The sequence below is a fragment of the Sinomicrobium pectinilyticum genome, assembly GCF_003725735.1.
Taxonomy (GTDB): domain Bacteria; phylum Bacteroidota; class Bacteroidia; order Flavobacteriales; family Flavobacteriaceae; genus Sinomicrobium; species Sinomicrobium pectinilyticum.
In genome coordinates, this window is the sequence record NZ_RJTM01000085.1 from 30,780 (window position 1) to 49,466 (window position 18,687).

Here is an 18,687-nt window from a genome sequence, read left to right on the forward strand (position 1 = left end):
TAGTATACAAAAGGTTAGTACTAACCTTTTGGTAAGTAGATGTAATTTTATATTGAAGATCATGAAAGGAGCCATTTCAAAAGAAGTTTGTCAGAAAAGACTAAAAGGGATTGATGATGCCCTGTATGCCATAGGGGGTAAATGGCGGCTTAAGATCATCATTGCCCTGAGGGAAGGATATACCAGGTTTAATGAAATCCAGCGGACGATAGGGATTTCGGCCAAAATGCTTTCGATAGAATTAAAGGAACTGGAACTTAACGGTTTTTTGAAACGGGAAGTACACACCGGGCCTCCTGTTGTTGTGGAATATAAGCTCACCGAATACAGCGATACCCTCGAAGGTGTTCTGCAGGCATTAAGTGACTGGGGGGAAAACCATCGGGAAAAAATAAGGCGGGAGCGTTCCTGAAAAACCGGGGTTGTGACAGGCATGCGATTGCGGGTTAAAAATATATAACTTTCACCTATGAATGAGTTAGTTGATTTTTTATTGGGGTTCGGTCGCCTGGCTCCTATGGATATTGAACTTATAGAGCGTAAGACAGAAGAAGTGGGCGTTGCAAAAAATACGAGGCTTGCCAAGGCTTCCCAGTTTATCGATGAGCTCTGGTTTGTTAAAGAGGGGGTTACACGAGTTTATTACTATACCGAAAAAGGCGAAGAGATCACTAAATATTTCATCGATGAACTTCATTTTTCCAGCGATGCCAATAGCTTTCTCTATCGTATTCCCACGACTTCTTATGTGGAAACGATAACCGATTGTCTATTAATTAAAATTCCCCGTTCATCTTTTGAGGTGTTTTCTGAAAAGATTCCGGGCTGGAACGAACTCATTTCCAGGATTGTCACTCAGGCCATGCAGGACAAAGTCAACAGGATCAGCCCGATGCTTGCCGAAACCGGGAAAGAGCGTTACCTGAAGTTTATGGAGCGTTATCCCGCATTGCTAAACCGCATCCCCCTTAATCTGCTGGCTTCCTATTTGGGAGTTACCAAATATTCGTTAAGCCGTATCCGGAAAAGCATGTGAATTACCGGATTAGTTGCCAAATGGCAATTTTATTCTCCTTTGGATGCATCATTTTTGTAAAAACAAAAACGCAAAAGAAATGAGTATTCAAAAAACGATTACGATTGGGGCAAAAACCGGACATCCTTTGACAGTTAAACGATTTGGCTACGGCAGCATGCGGTTAACGGGGGAAGAAATGATTTGGGGCGAACCCAAAAACAGGCCGGAGGCATTACAGATATTAAAAACGGCAGTTCGTGAGGATATAAAATTCATCGACACGGCAGATTTTTACGGCGATGATGTCACCAACAGATTAATAGCAGAAGCTTTATATCCTTACCCCGATGATCTGGTCATATGCACAAAAGTTGGTGCCGATAGGGGCGCTGATAAAAGCTGGAGGTTTTATGATACCCCCGAAAATTTAAGAGCGGGTATAGAAAATAATTTAAAGACCTTAAAAACAGAACAATTACCGTTGGTCCATTTAAGGATAATGCCCGGGTCAGATACCCCTTTGGAAGAGTCTCTCGGGGCTATGTTCGAAATGCAGAAGGAAGGTAAAATACTGCATGTAGGATTGAGTAATGTGAGTCCTGATGAATTAAATAAAGGATTAACAATGGGAAATATAGCCAGTGTTGAAAATGCTTTCGGTTATGCTCAGAGGACCACTTTTGAGATGCATGGAATGGAAATCAGGGGGCTGCAGGAAGTAATGGATAGATGCCTGGCAGATAAAATTGTGATGATTCCTTTCTGGTCTTTGCAAAGTTCAGTTTTAAAAGAAGACCGCAGGATCTCGGAGATCGCTGATAAATATAAAGTGACCGCGGCCCAGATAAACCTGGCCTGGACACTACATCTTAATGATTTGATGCTCCCTATTCCGGGAACTTCAAAATTAAATCATTTTAAGGAAAACATACAAGCATTGAATATTCCTTTGACAGATGAAGACATGGAGTTTTTAGGTTGACAAAGCAATATTCTGTTGAAAGGCAAAAGCCTGTCTCCGTACATTTGCAGGCATCGACCCGCATATTACTTTGGGAAAATAAGGCCCTTCTTTTGGGTGGAATTTTTGCATAGTCCCCAACTTTAAGGGGATTGATCCTTCAAACCCGTAGCCACTATCTCAAATAAAAAAATCCGTAAAACCTTTTTTAGGTGTTTACGGATTTTTACGTGGTACCTCCAGGAATCGAACCAGGGACACATGGATTTTCAGTCCATTGCTCTACCAACTGAGCTAAGGTACCCGTTGCTTTATTGCGGGTGCAAATATAGGTGCAAAATTAAATTTTCCAAAACAAAATCGGAAAAAAAACTGTTTTGTAAATTTGCGTCCTTACTTTTGATTATGACTATAGCCATAGATGCCGGAAATACCTTCGTGAAAATTGCTGTTTTTCAATCAGATATTATCCTGTATTCCGAAAGATTCCGGTCGGGTGACTTTTTGGGAAAAATTTCGGGATTGCTGAAGCAATACGGAGAAGTGACCGATATTATTATCGCTTCGGTGGCGGATGTTTTCGAAAAGGACCTGGAGGAACTGCAAAAAATGGTAAAAGTCCATATACTGGGAACCTTGACTGTATTGCCTTTTAAAAACAGATATGCTACTCCCGGTACACTGGGGGCAGACCGGGTAGCCCTTGTTAGTGCCGCATGCCGTGAATATCCCGGACAGAATGTGCTGGTTATAGATTCCGGTACCTGTATTACATATGACTTTTTAAATGCGGAAGGGGAGTATCTCGGCGGGGCTATTTCCCCCGGAATACAAATGCGCTATAAGGCCCTGCATACGTTTACGGCCAGATTACCGTTAATTGATTCTACCCGGCTGGATGATTTCATAGGGAATTCCACGGCGTCGAGTATATCTTCGGGGGTATTGAATGGTGTTGTAAATGAAATAGATGGGGTTATTGATCAATACAAGGAGAGATTTGAACATTTAACAGTTATTTTAACGGGAGGCGACCTCGATTTTTTGTCAAAACAATTAAAAAGTAGCATATTTGCGAATTCAAATTTCCTCCTGAAAGGGCTGAATTATATTTTGGAACTCAATAAGAACCAATGATCAGAAAGATATTTATTGTTTTAGTTGCATGTATTGCCACCTGCGGTTATGCGCAAAGAGGATCTTCGTCACCTTATTCCTTTTATGGTATCGGAGACCAAAGGTTCAAGGGAACAACGGAAAACCAGTCCATGGGGGGCATCAGTATGTATTCCGATAGTATTCACCTCAACCTCAATAACCCCGCGGCATACAGCGACCTCCATCTGACCGTATATACCGGGGGAGGTTCTTATACTAATCTCAACCTGAAAAACGAAACTCAGAAAGAAAATACCTCCAATGCTTATCTGGATTACCTGGCCCTCGGGTTTCCAGTGATCCGGGGTAAACTAGGGGTAGGATTCGGGCTCATGCCCTATACCTCTGTAGGGTACAACCTGGAACAGAGGGGAGAAACTACGCTGAACCAATACAACGGAAAAGGAGGGACGAACCGGGTATTCTTTTCGGGCGGATACAAAATTACCGATAATTTCAGTATCGGAGCGTCGGCCAATTATAGTTTCGGGAAAATAGAGAACGAATACCGCAGGGTTGTACAGGACATAGAGCGTCCGACCCTGGAGAATAATACTTCGGAACTCAGTGGTTTTGATTTTAAACTGGCGTTGAACTATAAAAAAAGACTGAAAAACGATCTTGTAGTTCATTCTTCCCTGACATATTCACCCGAAGCGACACTAACTTCCGATAACAGCCGTACCCTATCTGTGGTTACCATAGATCCTACCAGAGGGACTATTATAGGAGGAGAAGTGCGCGACGTGGACCTGGATGCTTTGGGACTTCGTCAGGTAGATCTTACCATTCCGCAAAAAGCATCAGTTGGTGTGGGAGTGGGGAAAGATTATAAGTGGTTTGCCGGTGCGGAATACGAATGGAAGAAGAATGGTGATTTCAATAATCCGTTTGTTTCGGTGGCCGGTGTAAGTTATGAAGATGCTACGCGGTTTTCCGCAGGAGGCTTCTTTATCCCGGATTATAGTTCTTTTACAAGCTATTGGAAGAGAATCGTTTACAGGCTTGGTGTGCGTTACGAAGAGACCGGGCTTCTGGTGAAAGATATTCCTTTAAACGACTTTGGCATATCTTTTGGTCTAGGTTTACCGTTAGGTGCCCCGATTCCTACCACAAATTCCCTGCAATATGCAGGTTTGTTTTCCAATGTTAACGTAGGTTTTGAGCTCGGCAGAAGAGGGACCACTACCTACGGAAGAATTCAGGAAGACTATTTTAAAGTGAGTATCAGCTTATCGCTGAACGATAAATGGTTTGTAAAAAGAAAGTATGATTAACCACAAATAAATTCTAAAAAAGATGAAAAAGAAGGGTATATTATTTTTATTTGGTTTGGTTGGGGGAGCCGGCTTTGCGTTCGCACAGGCGCAGAATCCGGAGTGTATGACAAATTTGTCTGTATTCGGGGAACACGCTAAAGTGAAGAATTATGATGCGGCCTATGAGCCCTGGAAGATGGTGTTCGACAATTGCCCGGAGATACACCCGGCAACTTATGTTTACGGAGAACGTATTTTAAAAGACAAAATAAGCAATTCTTCGGGAGAAGAACACAACGAATATATCAATACGCTGATGTCCATGTACGATAAGGAATTGAAATATTTTCCGAAACGATACAGTAAGGCGGATGTCCTGGCGAAAAAAGCCTTGTTGATGTATGATGAAAAAACGGGTACAAGCCAGGAGATATACGGACTTCTGGATGATGCTTTTCAGAACGACAGGGCCAACTTCAGTAATCCCAAAGCACTTTACCTGTACTTTTCCCTGATGGTGGATGAGTACAATGCGGGAAATAAAGATTTGCAGGAAGTATTCGACACCTACGATGCCGTAAATGAGCGTATAGACGAGGAAATGGCAAGTTTGTCCAAAATACTCGACGAATATGTAGAAAAAGAAGAGGCCGGGGAAGCATTGAGTGCCAAAGACAAGCAAACATTCAACAATGCCAAGATTAATACGGAATCTTATGGTAAGATAAGCAGCAGTATAGATTCCAAACTAGGGGACCTGGCTGATTGTGATAACCTGATTCCTTTGCTGGAAAAGAATTTCGAAGCCAAAAAGACCGATGCACAATGGCTGAAAAGGTCTGCGGCGAGAATGGATGGTAAAGAATGTTCAGACGATCCTATGTTTATCAAGTTGGTCGAAGCTTTACACCAGGTAGAGCCCTCTTCCAAATCCGCATATTACCTTGGAGTGCTTAACGATAAGAAAAAGAATTCGGCGGAAGCTTTGAAATACTACAATGAAGCAGTAAGTCTGGAAAAGGATTCCTATAAAAAGGCCGATATACTTTTCAAGATCGGGGTGAAATATAAAAATGCCGGACAGAGTACAACTGCTTACAAGTACTTTAAGCAGGTGTTGGACGCGCAGCCTTCTAACGGAAAAGCTTATTTGCAAATAGCATCATTATATGCCAACAGTGCCAACCAATGTGGTAGCACTACCTTTGAAAAAAGAGCGGTGTACTGGAAAGCGGCCCAAATGGCAAGAAAAGCTGCTGAAGTAGATCCTTCCGTAAAATCTCATGCATCTCAGACGGCTGCAAGTTACGAAGGAAGAGCGCCCAGCAAACAGGATATCTTTAGTTCCGGAATGGCCGGAAAGACCATTCAGTTTAACTGCTGGATAGGTGGTAGCGTAACAGTTCCTAACCTGTAAGCCATAAAGTGAAACAAAGGTTTGATCATATTCTTATAAGCATTGTCACAGTTTCTGCTGTGGCAATGTTTTTTTCATGCGATTCCAGTTTTGAGGATATTCGTAAAATAGATGTTTCCGAACATTTCCCCGGCGGAGTTGCTGAAAATTTTCGCCTTATCTATACGGATTCCGCCCTTATCAAAGCCACTCTCACCAGTCCGTTAAGTAAAGATTACTCTAATCAGGAATTTCCCTACCAGGAATTTCCCCAGGGACTTAAAGTGGACTTTTTTGATAAAGAAAAAAATAAGAGCACCGTTATTGCCGACTATGGTATTATATACCAGGCTACGGATATGAGCGATCTTCGCGGTAATGTGGTATTGCTTACACACGACGGAAAGAAACTGGAGACATCACAACTTTATTGGGACCAGAAAAACCAATGGGTTTTTACCCAAGAGAAATTTACTTTCACCAATCCGGAAGACGGCACAATAATGAATGGGGAAGGGATCGAGTTCAGCCAGGACTTTGAGAACGGACGCGGCCAGGTAAGGGCATACAAGGTAGACGGCGTTAAAGATATAGATGTGCAGGAAGAAGAGACCGGAACACAACAACAAACAAATATTCAGGAATAAAATACACAGTAGCGATATGCCGTAAGACCTGTTTTTTCAGGTAAATGGCATACTTTGTGTATCTTTGTGTTAACACTGTGTATTTTTTATACAGAACACAAAGGAAATCAGGAGACCAAAATGAAGTTTTTGAGAATAAGTGAGATAATTTATCTTGTGGTGGCCGTTTTATCTGTCATAGAAACCGTAAGGAGGTGGAATGCAGACAGGAATATGGCCTATGTTTTTGCCATTTTTGGCGTAGTATCCGTTTTCATGTTTTTTTTCCGGAGGCACTACCGCAAAAAATTCGAACAACGTAGAAAAGATAATAGATAGTTATCGGTAAAAGTTCCGGTATCCCGGAGCAGAGTGATTTGTATTTATGGACTATTCCATTGTAATCATTATAGTATCTTTATTGCTTTCCGCTTTTTTCTCGGGGATGGAGATCGCTTATGTGTCTTCCAATAAAATACATATAGAACTGGAGAAAAAGCAGGAAGGCCTGCTTGCCAGGGTACTGACCAGGCTTACCGCCAAACCGTCCAAGTTTATTGCCACTATGCTGGTAGGCAATAATATTGTGCTGGTGATCTACGGATTTTATATGGGGGAGCTTATTGTAAGCAAACTATATCCGGGCTATCTGGATGCCGGCGAATTGCCGTTGCGGATTATTTTCGTGCAGACACTCATTTCCACCATGGTGATACTGGTTACGGGGGAATTTCTCCCCAAAGTGTTCTTTCAGGTATATGCAAACAAGCTGTTAAGGATATTGGCCTTTCCCGCATACGGATTTTACATGCTTTTCTCCTTTGTTTCGGAACTGGTTATCCGGGTGTCCGACTTTATCCTGCGGACTTTTTTCAAGACCAGGGGAGATGAAGTACAGCTTACGTTCAGTAAAGTGGAGCTGGGGGATTACATCTCGGAACAAATGGAGTCTATGGAAGATGAAGATGAGATCGATACGGAAATCCAGATATTCCAGAATGCCCTGGAATTTTCCGATGTAAAGGCCAGGGAAGTTATGGTGCCACGGACAGAGATTGTTGCGGTAGAACTTCACGAATCTCCCAAAAATCTTGTTAAGCTGTTCACGGAAACAGGATATTCCAAAATACTCATTTATCAGGACACCATAGATAATATAATAGGTTATGTACACTCTTTTGAGCTGTTTAAAAAGCCTAAGGGTATTAAAAACGTGATGCTTCCCGTAGAATTTATCCCGGAAACCATGTTGATAAACGATATACTCGGTACGCTCACGAAGAAAAGAAAGAGTATGGCGGTAGTGCTCGATGAATACGGAGGGACATCCGGTATTCTCACTATCGAAGATATAGTGGAAGAACTTTTCGGGGAAATAGAAGATGAGCACGATACCATAGCTTTATATGAAGAGAAGATCGGCGAGAAAGAATTTAAATTTTCCGCACGGCTCGAAGTCGATTATATTAACGAAGAATACAAGCTCAACCTTCCCGAAAGCGAAAATTATGAGACCCTCGGGGGACTTATTGTTAACCATATCGGTGAAATTCCAGAGAAAGGAGAGGAGGTTGTGATTGGGGATTACCGTTTTGCCATACTGGAGGTAGGCAGTACCAAAATAGATCTCGTGCAACTCAAAATTGTGGAAGAGGAATAATTGGTGCCCGGGATGCTGTCCGTAAATCCATAAGAATTGTTACGGATTTTAACCTTTATCACATCTGCTTTCCTGCTAACTTCCAACAAAAAAGAATACCGGGTTTTAATTATTGTAAAAAATTGGTATTTTCGCGAACTGAATTTTATAACTTTAACGACAAATGGCAGTTCTTGAAAAAATAAGAAAGCGCTCACTGATACTTATCCTTGTTATCGGTCTTGCATTATTTTCTTTTGTTATTTCCGACCTTTTCCGAAATGGCGGAGGAATAAACAGCAATACCTCTTCTATAGGAGAAGTGAACGGAGAAGCATTGCCCAGGGCGGATTTTGCAGATGAGGTAGAATATTTTTCACGTCAGTACGGTGAAAGAGCATCCACCGTACAGGTGGTTAACCAGGTATGGGAAAGACAGGTTCGGAGCAAGTTGCTCGATCAGCAATGTGAAGAACTCGGAATATATATAGAAAAAGACCAGATCATCAATGTGGTAAAGGCAAATCCCGCTTTTGCCCAGGATTCTACATTTCTTAACGATGCCGGAGTTTTCGACGAGGAAAAATTCATAGAGTTTATTGCCGATCTCAGGCTGAACAATCCTGCCGCTTACGAACAATGGAAATTACAGGAAGACGCCCTCATCAAGTCCTCGATGGAGCAGACATACTTTAACCTGGTGAAAGCCGGTGTGGGAGCTACTGTTAAAGAAGGGGAGCTGGCATATAAACTGGAGAATGATAAAGTAGACATAAAATATGTGAGAGTGCCTTACAATACTGTGGCAGATAGTCTGGTAAGCATATCCACAGGTGAAGTACAGAAATACATAGACGAGCATCCGGAAGAATATAAGGACGAGGCTTCAAGAGATATACAATACGTGTTCTTTGAAGAAAAACCTTCCGAAGAAGATGAATCAGAGATACGGAACAGCATATCCGCATTGCTCGACAGCCGGGTGGAATATAACAACACTACGGAGAAAAGCGATACGTTACCGGGATTCCGTACAGTAACAAATGTAGAGGATTTTGTAAATGCCAATTCCGATATTCCTTTCGATTCTACTTATGTTGCTAAAAAAGATCTGCCCTCTGCAGTAGCCGATACACTGTTTAACCTTGGGGTCGGACAGGTATACGGGCCATATAAAGACGGAGATTACTACAAACTTTCCAGAATGCTCGACAAAAAGGCAGGAGGAAGTGTAAAGGCCAGCCATATCCTCATACAGTACGAAGGTGGTACGAGAGCAAATCCCGATGTGACCAGGAGTAAAGAAGAAGCGGAAGCAAAGGCTAAAGAAGTACTTGCGGAGGCTCAGGAAAGCGGTGCTGACTTTGCACAACTGGCAAGGGAAAATTCGGACGGACCTACCGCTTCCAGAGGCGGGGATCTTGGATATTTTGTCAAAGGCAGAATGGTGAAGGAGTTTGAGGATTTTGCATTCGCCAATCCCGTGGGGAAAGTCGGGCTGGTAGAAACCGACTTCGGGTATCATGTGATTAAGGTGGAAGACAAGCAGGATGTCGTACAGATAGCTACCATTGCCAGGGAGGTGGAGCCTTCACAAAATACAATAAACAGTCTCTTTACGGAAGCGACCAAGTTTGAAATGGAAGCCCTGGATAAGAATTTTACCGACGTAGCCAAGGAAATGGATTACCGCATTCGCCCGGTGAACAATTTGAAGGCGATGGATGAGTTGTTGCCCGGTATTGGTAACCAGAGAGCTGTAGTACAATGGGCATTTAATCAGGAGACCGATAAGGGAGATATCAAGCGGTTTGACATACCGAGAGGGTATATTATAGCGCAGCTTACCAATAAAAGAAAAGAAGGAGTGGCCAAGGCAAAAGATGTTTCTGCACTTGTGACTCCTATACTGAGAAAGCAAAAGAAGGCCGACCTTATCCGGGAAAAGAGCAATACTTCTTCGCTGGAAGAATTTGCAAAATCCAATAAAGTGACAGTTGCAACGGCTACAGGGCTTAATATGAAGTCGCCCACCATTTCCGGTGCCGGAAGAGAACCCAAAGTAGTCGGAACGGCATTTGCATTGGAAGAAGGGACTACTTCCGGGGTAATAGAAGGGCGCGACGGGGCATATATGGTGACCGTAACCAAAAAATCCGAGGCGCCGGCGCTGGATAACTACAGTACCTATGCCAATACACTGAAAGCTACCAACAGGAATACAGTAAACAACCAGGTTCTGACCGCACTGAAAGAAGCAGCGGAAATAAAAGATAACAGGTCAATGTTCTACTAGAAACATAGTAAATTCATTAAGAAACCCCGACCGGCAGCCCGGTCGGGGTTTCTTGTTTTATATCATATCCTTTCGTCTTCCATGTCATAGTAACGGGTGTTATAGTTATAAACTATTTTTTTAGTTGTTTAACTATAAAAATAGTTTATATTTGCTGTGTACTTACCGGGTATAACGGACAATTAAAAATCGGAACTATGCAAAAACTTACGAACAAAGAAGAAGAAGTGATGAAAATGCTCTGGAAGCTGGAAAAAGCATTTGTTAAAGATATCCTTGCGGAGTTCGGGGAAGAGAAACCGCATTATAATACTTTATCCACCATTATACGAAACCTGGAGGATAAAGGTTATGTCAGCCATACGGCCTATGGTAATACCCACCAGTATTACCCGGTCGTGGAAAAGGAAGAGTACCGGAAGAGGTTTATTCATAACGCTATTACCGATTACTTTAATAATTCATATAAAAACCTGGTGTCCTTCTTTGCGGAAGAAGATAAGATAAGTGTCGAAGAGCTGAAGGAAATTATAAACCGGATAGAAAGCAAGAAATGATGGAAGCATTTCTGATCTATATCGCAAAAAGCGCTGGATTTATAACGCTTTGCTACGTATGTTACCGGTTGCTCCTGCATCGTGAGACATTCTTTCGGTGGAACCGCTGCTTTTTATTGTCCGGAGTGTTGCTGGCCCTTATATTGCCTTTCTGGACTATAACAAGGACCATAGAGACTGTCCGGATGACCCCTCTTCCCGATCAAGGCACAGAGGATATGATTTCCGGTACATTAACCCCGGGAACAGATGTATGGGATATTGTGTTTTGGATCTATATTTCGGGCGTAATAGTCTTCACAGTGAGGCTGATTGTACAACTGCTATCCCTTAGAAAATGCTTGTCCTCCTGCAAGAAAAGAAAAGATGGGAATATAGTGGTCATGGAAGCTGCCAAAAACATAAGCCCTTTCTCCTTTTTTAATTTTCTGGTATATAACCCGGAAATGCACCCCGACAGAAAAGAACTGGAAGCCATATTACTTCATGAAAAGGCACATATAGAACAGTTGCATTCCCTGGATGTTGTACTGGTTCATATATTTCTGGTATTTCAATGGTGTAACCCGGTCATGTGGCTGTACCAAAGGGCAGTTGTAAGAAACCTGGAATACCTGGCAGACCGTTCTGCTGCCGGAACGAACAGGAACAGTAGAAAGAACTATCAGCTACTGTTGCTCCGGCAGACGGAAGCGTATAAAGAGCATATGGCATTGACCAATACATTTTTTAATTCATCAATCAAAAAACGAGTAGTTATGTTACACACAAGTAATTCAGATCAAAAACAATTGTGGAAGTACGGGATCGTAATTCCCGTGCTGACGTTATTCCTGTTTGCCGTCAATACCCGCGAGGTAGTGGCCCAGGAGGAAAATGGCGAAAAGCTAAATATCGATGTAAGAATAGATAAAGATGCGACGGATAGTTATTTAAAAAGAAAATCCCAATCGCTGAACTCTTCTTACGGCATAGAGCTGGAATTTAAAGGGGTTAAGAGAAACGCCCTTGGAGAGATTATAGCGATCTCTTCCAGTTTTAAGAAGGGAGCATCCGCGGGCTCATGGGCGGTTTCCGGAGATAAGCCTATAAAACCTTTTCATTTTTTTGTGGATGGTTCAAGTGAATTTGGATATGCAACTATAGAACGGACCGATGCCCATGGATTAACGGTGCCTGCTTCTGGAGTTTTTGCGGGTATAATAAACGTTGAGAATAGCGGAAATGCTGTTGATGCACCTCCATTATATGTCATAGACGGAAAGATCAAGGATAAGAATTTCGATATAAATTCTGTCTCACCTTCCTCAATAGCCGAAATGAATGTATTAAAAGGAGAAGCTGCCACGAAGAAATACGGAAAAGACGGAGCTAATGGGGTTATAGAAATAACTACGTTAGGGGAATAATTTTTTCATTAGTACGATCATTTTTTATTTAAAACCGCATGAGTGCGGTTTTTTTAATATCTTGTAGATATGAAAAAGCGTTTTTTCAAACTTCTGGCCAAATTGAATAAACTGTTACTGCCCTCTTTCAGTAAGCGGCAACTGGATATCGCCAAAGCCAAAAAATGGCAACTGGCAATTATCGGGTGGCGTGCCTATGTGACGAAAAACGCATTGGACTGAGAGAATGTCCGGCTTTTTCGTATGCGGGAAGACTAACTGGTGGTATTCAGTATCATATCGGCGTAAGGGATAACGGTATCATATCCTTTACTTTTAAAATAAGCCGTAGGGCTGGTCCGGGCTGTGGCTATGACAAAATCCCCCCCCCAGGCCCCGAGGCTCTTTATTACGCCGGGAAAGTCGGGAAAAAGCCTTTCTTTAACCACACGAAGCTGTATCAACGACGCTATGATCTGTTCATGGCGGATTAATAGAGATTCGAACTCTTCCAATTCCTCGCATGTCAACACCCGGTTTGTGATTTCGGAAATTTCCTGTATGGCTTTCTCGTCCTTACTTCTGCTTTTGTATCTTTTAATGCCTTCCCTGCTGTCCTGTTTCTGGTTGAGGTGTACAAAAAACAGATTCTCCCTGAACGGAGGGTTAAAGGTTACGGGGACAATTTCCGGTTTTTTTTGCGCTATACTGTACAGAACAGGTGAATCATGTCTGGCACAGGCTATATCATATCCGCTTCCCTTAAAGGTTTGCGACAGTAGCTCAAAGGGGTCGATACCGGCCCATCTGGCCAGGTTACTGACCAGCGTGGAAGAAGAACCCAATCCCCAGTCCCGGGGAAAGCTGAGTTTTGCGGTTACGGTAAACCCTTCGGTACTGTTTAAAAAATTGGGGTTCATTTCCCTGGCGGCCCGGATCAGTCCCGTCAGCCTTTGAATTGTGCTGTCTTTTCTATTGGTATCATTATCCGCCAGATCAAAATCCGCTTTAATGTCAAAAGTATAGGAAAACCAGGTATGTCCTTTTTCATCCTTGCTTATCCAGGAAAGTTTCCCCGGGTCCCCTTTTCCTATACTGAGAGATTGTCCGTAAGAAGTGGGAACAGCCAGGCATCGTGCCCCGTCCAGAACTACATATTCTCCCGTGAGTAATAACTTGCCGTTGCCGTAAAAATGTTTTTCCACAATATGAGGTAATCTTATGCTGTTGTATACCCCCGGAAAATCCGGGAAGTTTTCATTAGAGTGTTCTGTTATGCTTTTTCCCGTAGTCGGTAAAACGCTTCTGTTACCGAGCGGTGTGTAGCGGTCTTGTCTTTAAAATACCGGACAAAATATTCTTTTTCTTCTTCGGTGGCATGCAGTTGATTGAGTATGTTCAGCAAGTGCATTTTCATATGTCCTTTCTGAATCCCAGTCGTTATGAGCGATCGTATTGCGGCAAAATTCTGTGCCAGTCCCGCTACGGCCACGATCTGCATCAGTTCCGGTGCGGAGGGGTTCCCCAGCATCTCCAGGGATAGTTTAACCAGGGGGTGCAGACTGGTAAGTCCGCCTACCGTACCCAGGGTCAGTGGGATTTCCATTTCAAACCGGAAGGTCCCGTCTTTTACCGAGGCCCGTGTAAGGCTGGTATATTTACCGTCTTTTGCCGCATAAGCATGGACCCCTGCCTCCACGGCACGGAAGTCGTTACCTGTAGCGAGGACTACGGCATCAACACCATTCATTATTCCTTTGTTGTGAGTTACGGCCCGATAGGGCTCTATTCTTGCTATTTCCACAGCCCGGACAAACTTATCTGCAAATTCTTCCGGGGGCATCCTGTCTTCGTTAAGTGCATCCACTTTGCAGGATACCGCTGCTTTGACCCTGCAATCCGGAACATAATTGGAGAGGATACTCATTATAATCTGTATCTTCTTTTCTTCTGCATTGAAAGCCGTATATTCCACAGCACCTTCCTTAAAGGTTTTTGCAAACTGTTCCAGGCAGGAATTGATAAAATTGGCCCCCATTGCATCGAGGGTGTTAAAAGTGCAGTGCAGCTGATAGTAGTTTTCCAGTTCGTCGGTTTTGTCCCGGAGTTCGATATCGATAATACCACCGCCCCTTTTTTTCATGTTCCCGGTAATGGTTTCGGTATCATTGAAAAGTCCGGGTTTGATATGTGTAAAATAGTTCTGTAGCCTCTCGCTATCTCCCTTGTAGATAAAATGTACCTGTCCTATTTTTTCCGTAGCAATGACTTCCGCTTTGAACCCGCCTCTTTTAGACCAGAATTTGGCAGCCTTTCCCGCTGCGGCAACCACCGAACTTTCTTCTATGGCCATGGGGATGGTATAAAGCCTGTCATTGATCAGGAAATTGGGGGCTATACCCAGGGGCAGGTAATAGTTGGTAATGGTGTTCTCTATAAACTCATCATGGAGCTTCTGTAGCTTTTCATCGTCGTTCCAGTATTTTTTGAAAATAGTGACAGCCTTCTCCGGGTTTGCAAAATAGGCTTTGGCTAACCAGTCTATTTTCTGGTTCTTGGTGAGTCTGGAAAATCCTTCAACAGGTTGCTTCATCTTAATATATACAAAGTTATAATGCAGGGAAGCCGGATCCGGACAATAATTCTCCCGGTTGCCGGCCCTGTATGATCTCTCGGGCAAAGATACTAAAGAAATCCGGGTATTCTGTGTGTTAATATTTACTGCCAAAAGACGAAAAACCCTGAAATGTCACAGTTTAACTGAAAAAGTTTATATTTTCGCAAAAAAAATAGTATACTTGGCAGATTTTTTTGTTTGCTGATAATAATCCGAACTTTAATGAAAAAATATTTCATCTTGTCCGTTTTACTTGCAGGATTGACAACTTCGCTTACTGCACAGGACCGTCAAATTACTTTAGAGGAAATCTGGAATGGTGCTTTTAGCACGGAAGGCATGGATGTTCTCCATTCCATGAAAAACGGAAAACAATACTCCATTTTAAATATGGACCGTCAATCCAAGGTGGTATCCGTAGACAAATACGATTATAATACCCTGGAAAAGGTAGAGACCATAGTGTCAACCGCAGATATTGAAGATATCCGTTACTTTACCTCGTATACTTTCAGTGACGACGAATCCAGAGTATTGCTGGCCACAGATGTCGAACCTGTGTACCGCCATTCGAAACTAGGTACCTACTACATGTATGATATACAGCGTAAGAAAACGCAGAAAATTTCAAACAATAAAATTCAGGAGCCCACTTTTTCACCGGACGGTAATAAAGTGGCTTTTGTTTATAAGAACAATATTTACATTAAAGACCTCGTATCGGGAGAAACCGAACAGATCACTTCAGATGGTGAAAAAAATAAAATCATAAACGGTGTGACCGATTGGGTCTATGAAGAAGAATTCGCTTTTGTCAGGGCCTTCGAATGGAATGCTGACGGAACGGATATAGCGTATATCAAGTTCGATGAAAGTGAAGTTCCGGAGTTTTCTATGGATATTTACGGTAATGAACTTTATCCCGTACAACAGGAATTCAAATATCCGAAAGCAGGGGAGAACAATGCCAAGGTATCCCTGTTTGTTTACAACCTGGAAAAAGGAAATACCAAACAGGTCCAACTGGAGAATGCTTATTACATTCCCAGGATAAAATGGACCAGTGATGCGGACATATTGAGCGCCCAGGTACTCAATCGTCATCAGAACGACCTGGAACTGGTGTTTTACAATACAAAAGATGCTTCGACCAAAGTAGTTCTCAATGAGAAGGACGAAGCGTATATAGACATTACCGACAATCTTACTTTTCTGCATGATAACAGTTTTATCTGGACGAGTGAGAAAGACGGATATAATCATATCTACCATTACGGAAAAGACGGAAAACTGATCCGCCAGGTCACCGAAGGACCGTGGGAAGTAACCGATTATTACGGTTATGATGCCAAAACAGGCCGTATTTTCTATCAGTCAGTAGAGAACGGCTCCATAAACAGGGATGTCTATGCGATTAGACTAAATGGCAGAGGCAAGGAACGGCTTTCTTCTCAGGAAGGTACGAACAGTGCTACTTTCAGTGCGGACTTCAGTTATTTTATCAATGCTTATTCCAGCGTGTCCGTCCCACCGCGCTATACACTTAACAATGCCAGGAACGGCAAGGAGATCAAGGAGATTGTGGATAATGATGCGTTGTTACAGAAGCTGGCAAATTACAATCTTCCCGAAAAACAGTTTTCTACGATCCATGTCAATGGCTATGACCTGAATATGTGGATGATAAAGCCTGCCGACTTTGACCCGAACAAAAAATATCCTCTTTTTATGTTTCAGTACAGCGGTCCCGGATCACAACAGGTAGCTAACCGATGGGCAGGGGCCAATGATTACTGGTATCAGATGCTTGCCGAACAGGGGTATATCGTAGCTTGTGTGGATGGACGAGGAACCGGGTTTAAAGGTGCGGATTTCAAAAAAATGACTTATAAGGAACTTGGCAAATATGAAGTGGAGGACCAGATAGAAGCGGCCAGGCAACTCGGTAAAGAGCCTTATATAGATGCAGAAAGAATAGGAATATGGGGATGGAGTTACGGTGGTTTTATGTCCTCTAACTGTATCCTTAAAGGTAATGACGTATTTAAAATGGCTATAGCAGTAGCGCCGGTAACCAACTGGAGGTTTTACGATACCATCTATACCGAGAGATACATGCGTACCCCGCAGGAGAACGCATCGGGCTATGACGACAATTCGCCGATAAACCATGTGGAAAAACTCAAAGGAGCTTATCTCCTGGTTCATGGTACGGCAGATGACAATGTTCATGTACAGAATACCATGCGTATGGTAGAAGCTCTCGTGCAGGCCAACAAGCAGTTCGACTGGGCTATCTATCCGGATAAAAACCACGGTATTTACGGAGGGAATACAAGACTTCATCTCTATACGAAAATGACCAACTTTATTAAAGAAAATCTATAGAAACATAAATATACTTTCATGGCAATAACATCCAAACCAGCACATCAGAGGGAACTGTTCGGGCATCCGGCGGGATTGTACATCTTATTTTTTACAGAAATGTGGGAACGTTTCAGTTACTATGGTATGCGGGCATTGTTCACCCTGTTCCTGGTAGCCGAAACCACTTCCAAAAATCCCGGTTTTGGTTGGACTAACGGAGAGGCACTTTCATTGTACGGATGGTATACCATGTTGGTCTATGTATCGTCTATTCCCGGAGGCTGGCTAGCAGACAGGGTGCTCGGGCAAAAAAAAACCGTGATGCTCGGTGGGGCGTTGCTATGCGTAGGACATGCTATCCTGGCGCTTAATTCCGAAATATCTTTTTATGTGGGCTGCTTCTTCATAATACTGGGAGTAGGCTGCCTCAAGCCCAATATTTCCTCTATGGTAGGGGGGCTGTATAAACCAAAGGACGAACGAAGGGATCTGGGTTTCTATATCTTTTATATGGGGATAAACATAGGGGGCTTTACTGCGCCTATCATTTGCGGATATGTAGGAGAAAAAATAAACTGGCACTACGGATTCGGCCTGGCTGCTATAGGAATGTTCCTGGGGCAGATAGTATATGTATGGGGACAAAAATACCTCAAGGGAGTGGGGGACCTTATATCCGTAAAGAACGAAAAGGACAGGGAAATACTTGAAAAACCGCTTACATCCGTAGAAAAGGACAGGGTAAAGGTATTATTGCTTTCCTTTCTGCTTATCATACTTTTCTGGGCTGCATTTGAGCAGGCCGGAGGATTGATGAACCTGTATGCCCAGCAAAAGACAGACCGGAATTTCTTTGGATTGGGCGTAATTCCTGCTTCCGTTTTTCAGTCGGTCAACTCTTTCTTTATCATAACACTGGCAACCCTGGTAGGGCTGTTCTGGCTGAAATGGAGACGTAAGGGACGGGAATCTTCTTCCCTGTTCAAAATGGCGGTGGGGATAATTGTTATGGCGCTTGGTTTTGGCTTTATGAGCGCCGCAGCAACAGAATACCAGAATACCGGTTCTTCTGCTATGTACTGGCTGATACTGGCGTACCTCTTTCACACCATAGGAGAATTATGCGCATCGCCGGTCTCCCTTTCTTTTATTACCAAACTGGCCCCTTTAAAATATGCTTCTATAATAATGGGACTGTACTGGGCGGCTACCGGTTTTGGTAATTATGCGGCAAGTAAACTGGGTGTCCTGGCCCAGTCTTTGGGAGATTTTGAGGTGTTTACCGGAATTATGATCATATGGACCTTAATCGGCATTGTGGTAATTCTGTTATTGAAACCATTAAAAAGGCTTACTCATGGTGCCGAGGACGGAGAAGGTGCTGTTGTGGCTGAAGTGTAAA

General features: G+C 43.0%; 17 protein-coding genes and 1 tRNA gene. 15 read left to right on the top strand and 3 right to left on the bottom strand.

The genetic code is table 11. The features are described from left to right. The first annotated feature begins 61 nt into the window (after positions 1 to 61). The 3 genes from ED312_RS11750 to ED312_RS11760 all read left to right on the top strand — a co-directional run bounded on the left by ED312_RS11750 (position 62) and on the right by ED312_RS11760 (position 2,000). Positions 62 to 412: a winged helix-turn-helix transcriptional regulator gene (locus ED312_RS11750; RefSeq protein ID WP_123216213.1), complete on the top strand. Its 351-nt coding sequence runs from the start codon at positions 62 to 64 to the stop codon at positions 410 to 412. Positions 413 to 469: 57 nt separating this feature from the next. Continuing rightward, on the top strand, positions 470 to 1,036 hold the full coding sequence (locus tag ED312_RS11755; RefSeq protein WP_123216214.1) for a Crp/Fnr family transcriptional regulator: 567 nt from the start codon (positions 470 to 472) through the stop codon (positions 1,034 to 1,036). 79 nt (positions 1,037 to 1,115) lie between these two features. After that, positions 1,116 to 2,000 carry an aldo/keto reductase gene (locus tag ED312_RS11760; RefSeq protein ID WP_123216215.1) on the top strand — a complete coding sequence of 295 codons (885 nt, stop codon included), beginning with the start codon at positions 1,116 to 1,118 and terminating at the stop codon, positions 1,998 to 2,000. Positions 2,001 to 2,210: 210 nt separating this feature from the next. Here ED312_RS11760 and ED312_RS11765 read toward each other — a convergent pair. Further along, positions 2,211 to 2,283 (bottom strand) — tRNA-Phe (locus ED312_RS11765). 101 nt (positions 2,284 to 2,384) lie between these two features. On the opposite strand from ED312_RS11765, the gene ED312_RS11770 reads away from it, so the two are divergent. From ED312_RS11770 to ED312_RS11815, 10 genes are all read left to right on the top strand, one after another. Then, positions 2,385 to 3,116, top strand: coding sequence for a type III pantothenate kinase (locus tag ED312_RS11770; protein ID WP_123216216.1), 732 nt, complete (start codon positions 2,385 to 2,387; stop codon positions 3,114 to 3,116). Further along, complete coding sequence (locus tag ED312_RS11775) at positions 3,113 to 4,414, top strand: hypothetical protein (protein ID WP_123216217.1); 1,302 nt, start codon at positions 3,113 to 3,115, stop codon at positions 4,412 to 4,414. The genes ED312_RS11770 and ED312_RS11775 overlap by 4 nt, the downstream gene beginning before the upstream one ends. Positions 4,415 to 4,520: 106 nt before the next feature. Further along, complete coding sequence (locus ED312_RS11780) at positions 4,521 to 5,813, top strand: hypothetical protein (RefSeq protein WP_240643089.1); 1,293 nt, start codon at positions 4,521 to 4,523, stop codon at positions 5,811 to 5,813. Positions 5,814 to 5,821: 8 nt separating this feature from the next. Beyond that, positions 5,822 to 6,439, top strand: coding sequence for an LPS export ABC transporter periplasmic protein LptC (lptC, locus tag ED312_RS11785; protein ID WP_123216219.1), 618 nt, complete (start codon positions 5,822 to 5,824; stop codon positions 6,437 to 6,439). A gap of 120 nt (positions 6,440 to 6,559) precedes the next feature. Continuing rightward, positions 6,560 to 6,757 (top strand): hypothetical protein, encoded by a 198-nt coding sequence (locus ED312_RS11790; protein WP_123216277.1) that lies wholly within the window; start codon positions 6,560 to 6,562, stop codon positions 6,755 to 6,757. 46 nt (positions 6,758 to 6,803) lie between these two features. After that, a complete protein-coding gene (locus ED312_RS11795) occupies positions 6,804 to 8,078 on the top strand; it encodes a hemolysin family protein (protein ID WP_123216220.1) in 1,275 nt (424 codons plus the stop codon). 163 nt (positions 8,079 to 8,241) lie between these two features. Continuing rightward, entirely contained in the window at positions 8,242 to 10,353 is a 2,112-nt protein-coding gene (locus ED312_RS11800; protein ID WP_123216221.1) for a peptidylprolyl isomerase, read from the top strand. Positions 10,354 to 10,550: 197 nt separating this feature from the next. Continuing rightward, positions 10,551 to 10,910, top strand: a complete 360-nt coding sequence (locus tag ED312_RS11805) for a BlaI/MecI/CopY family transcriptional regulator (RefSeq protein ID WP_123216222.1) — start codon at positions 10,551 to 10,553, stop codon at positions 10,908 to 10,910. Beyond that, positions 10,907 to 12,319 carry a M56 family metallopeptidase gene (locus ED312_RS11810; RefSeq protein ID WP_123216223.1) on the top strand — a complete coding sequence of 471 codons (1,413 nt, stop codon included), beginning with the start codon at positions 10,907 to 10,909 and terminating at the stop codon, positions 12,317 to 12,319. The genes ED312_RS11805 and ED312_RS11810 overlap by 4 nt, the downstream gene beginning before the upstream one ends. Positions 12,320 to 12,388: 69 nt before the next feature. After that, positions 12,389 to 12,541, top strand: a complete 153-nt coding sequence (locus tag ED312_RS11815) for an SsrA-binding protein (protein WP_123216224.1) — start codon at positions 12,389 to 12,391, stop codon at positions 12,539 to 12,541. Positions 12,542 to 12,573: 32 nt separating this feature from the next. Here the strand turns inward: ED312_RS11815 and ED312_RS11820 are convergent, their stop codons facing one another. Both ED312_RS11820 and ED312_RS11825 read right to left on the bottom strand, forming a co-directional pair. Beyond that, entirely contained in the window at positions 12,574 to 13,503 is a 930-nt protein-coding gene (locus tag ED312_RS11820; RefSeq protein WP_123216225.1) for a GYDIA family GHMP kinase, read from the bottom strand. A gap of 68 nt (positions 13,504 to 13,571) precedes the next feature. Beyond that, positions 13,572 to 14,891 carry a hydroxymethylglutaryl-CoA reductase, degradative gene (locus ED312_RS11825; protein WP_123216278.1) on the bottom strand — a complete coding sequence of 440 codons (1,320 nt, stop codon included), beginning with the start codon at positions 14,889 to 14,891 and terminating at the stop codon, positions 13,572 to 13,574. A 246-nt stretch (positions 14,892 to 15,137) separates the two neighbouring features. Between ED312_RS11825 and ED312_RS11830 the strand changes: the two genes are divergently transcribed. Together ED312_RS11830 and ED312_RS11835 are read left to right on the top strand one after the other, a co-directional pair. Beyond that, the gene (locus ED312_RS11830) at positions 15,138 to 17,303 is read left to right on the top strand and encodes a S9 family peptidase (protein ID WP_123216226.1); all 2,166 of its coding nucleotides are present in this window, start codon (positions 15,138 to 15,140) and stop codon (positions 17,301 to 17,303) included. An 18-nt stretch (positions 17,304 to 17,321) separates the two neighbouring features. After that, complete coding sequence (locus tag ED312_RS11835; RefSeq protein ID WP_123216227.1) at positions 17,322 to 18,686, top strand: peptide MFS transporter; 1,365 nt, start codon at positions 17,322 to 17,324, stop codon at positions 18,684 to 18,686. The last annotated feature ends 1 nt before the right edge of the window (position 18,687 follow it).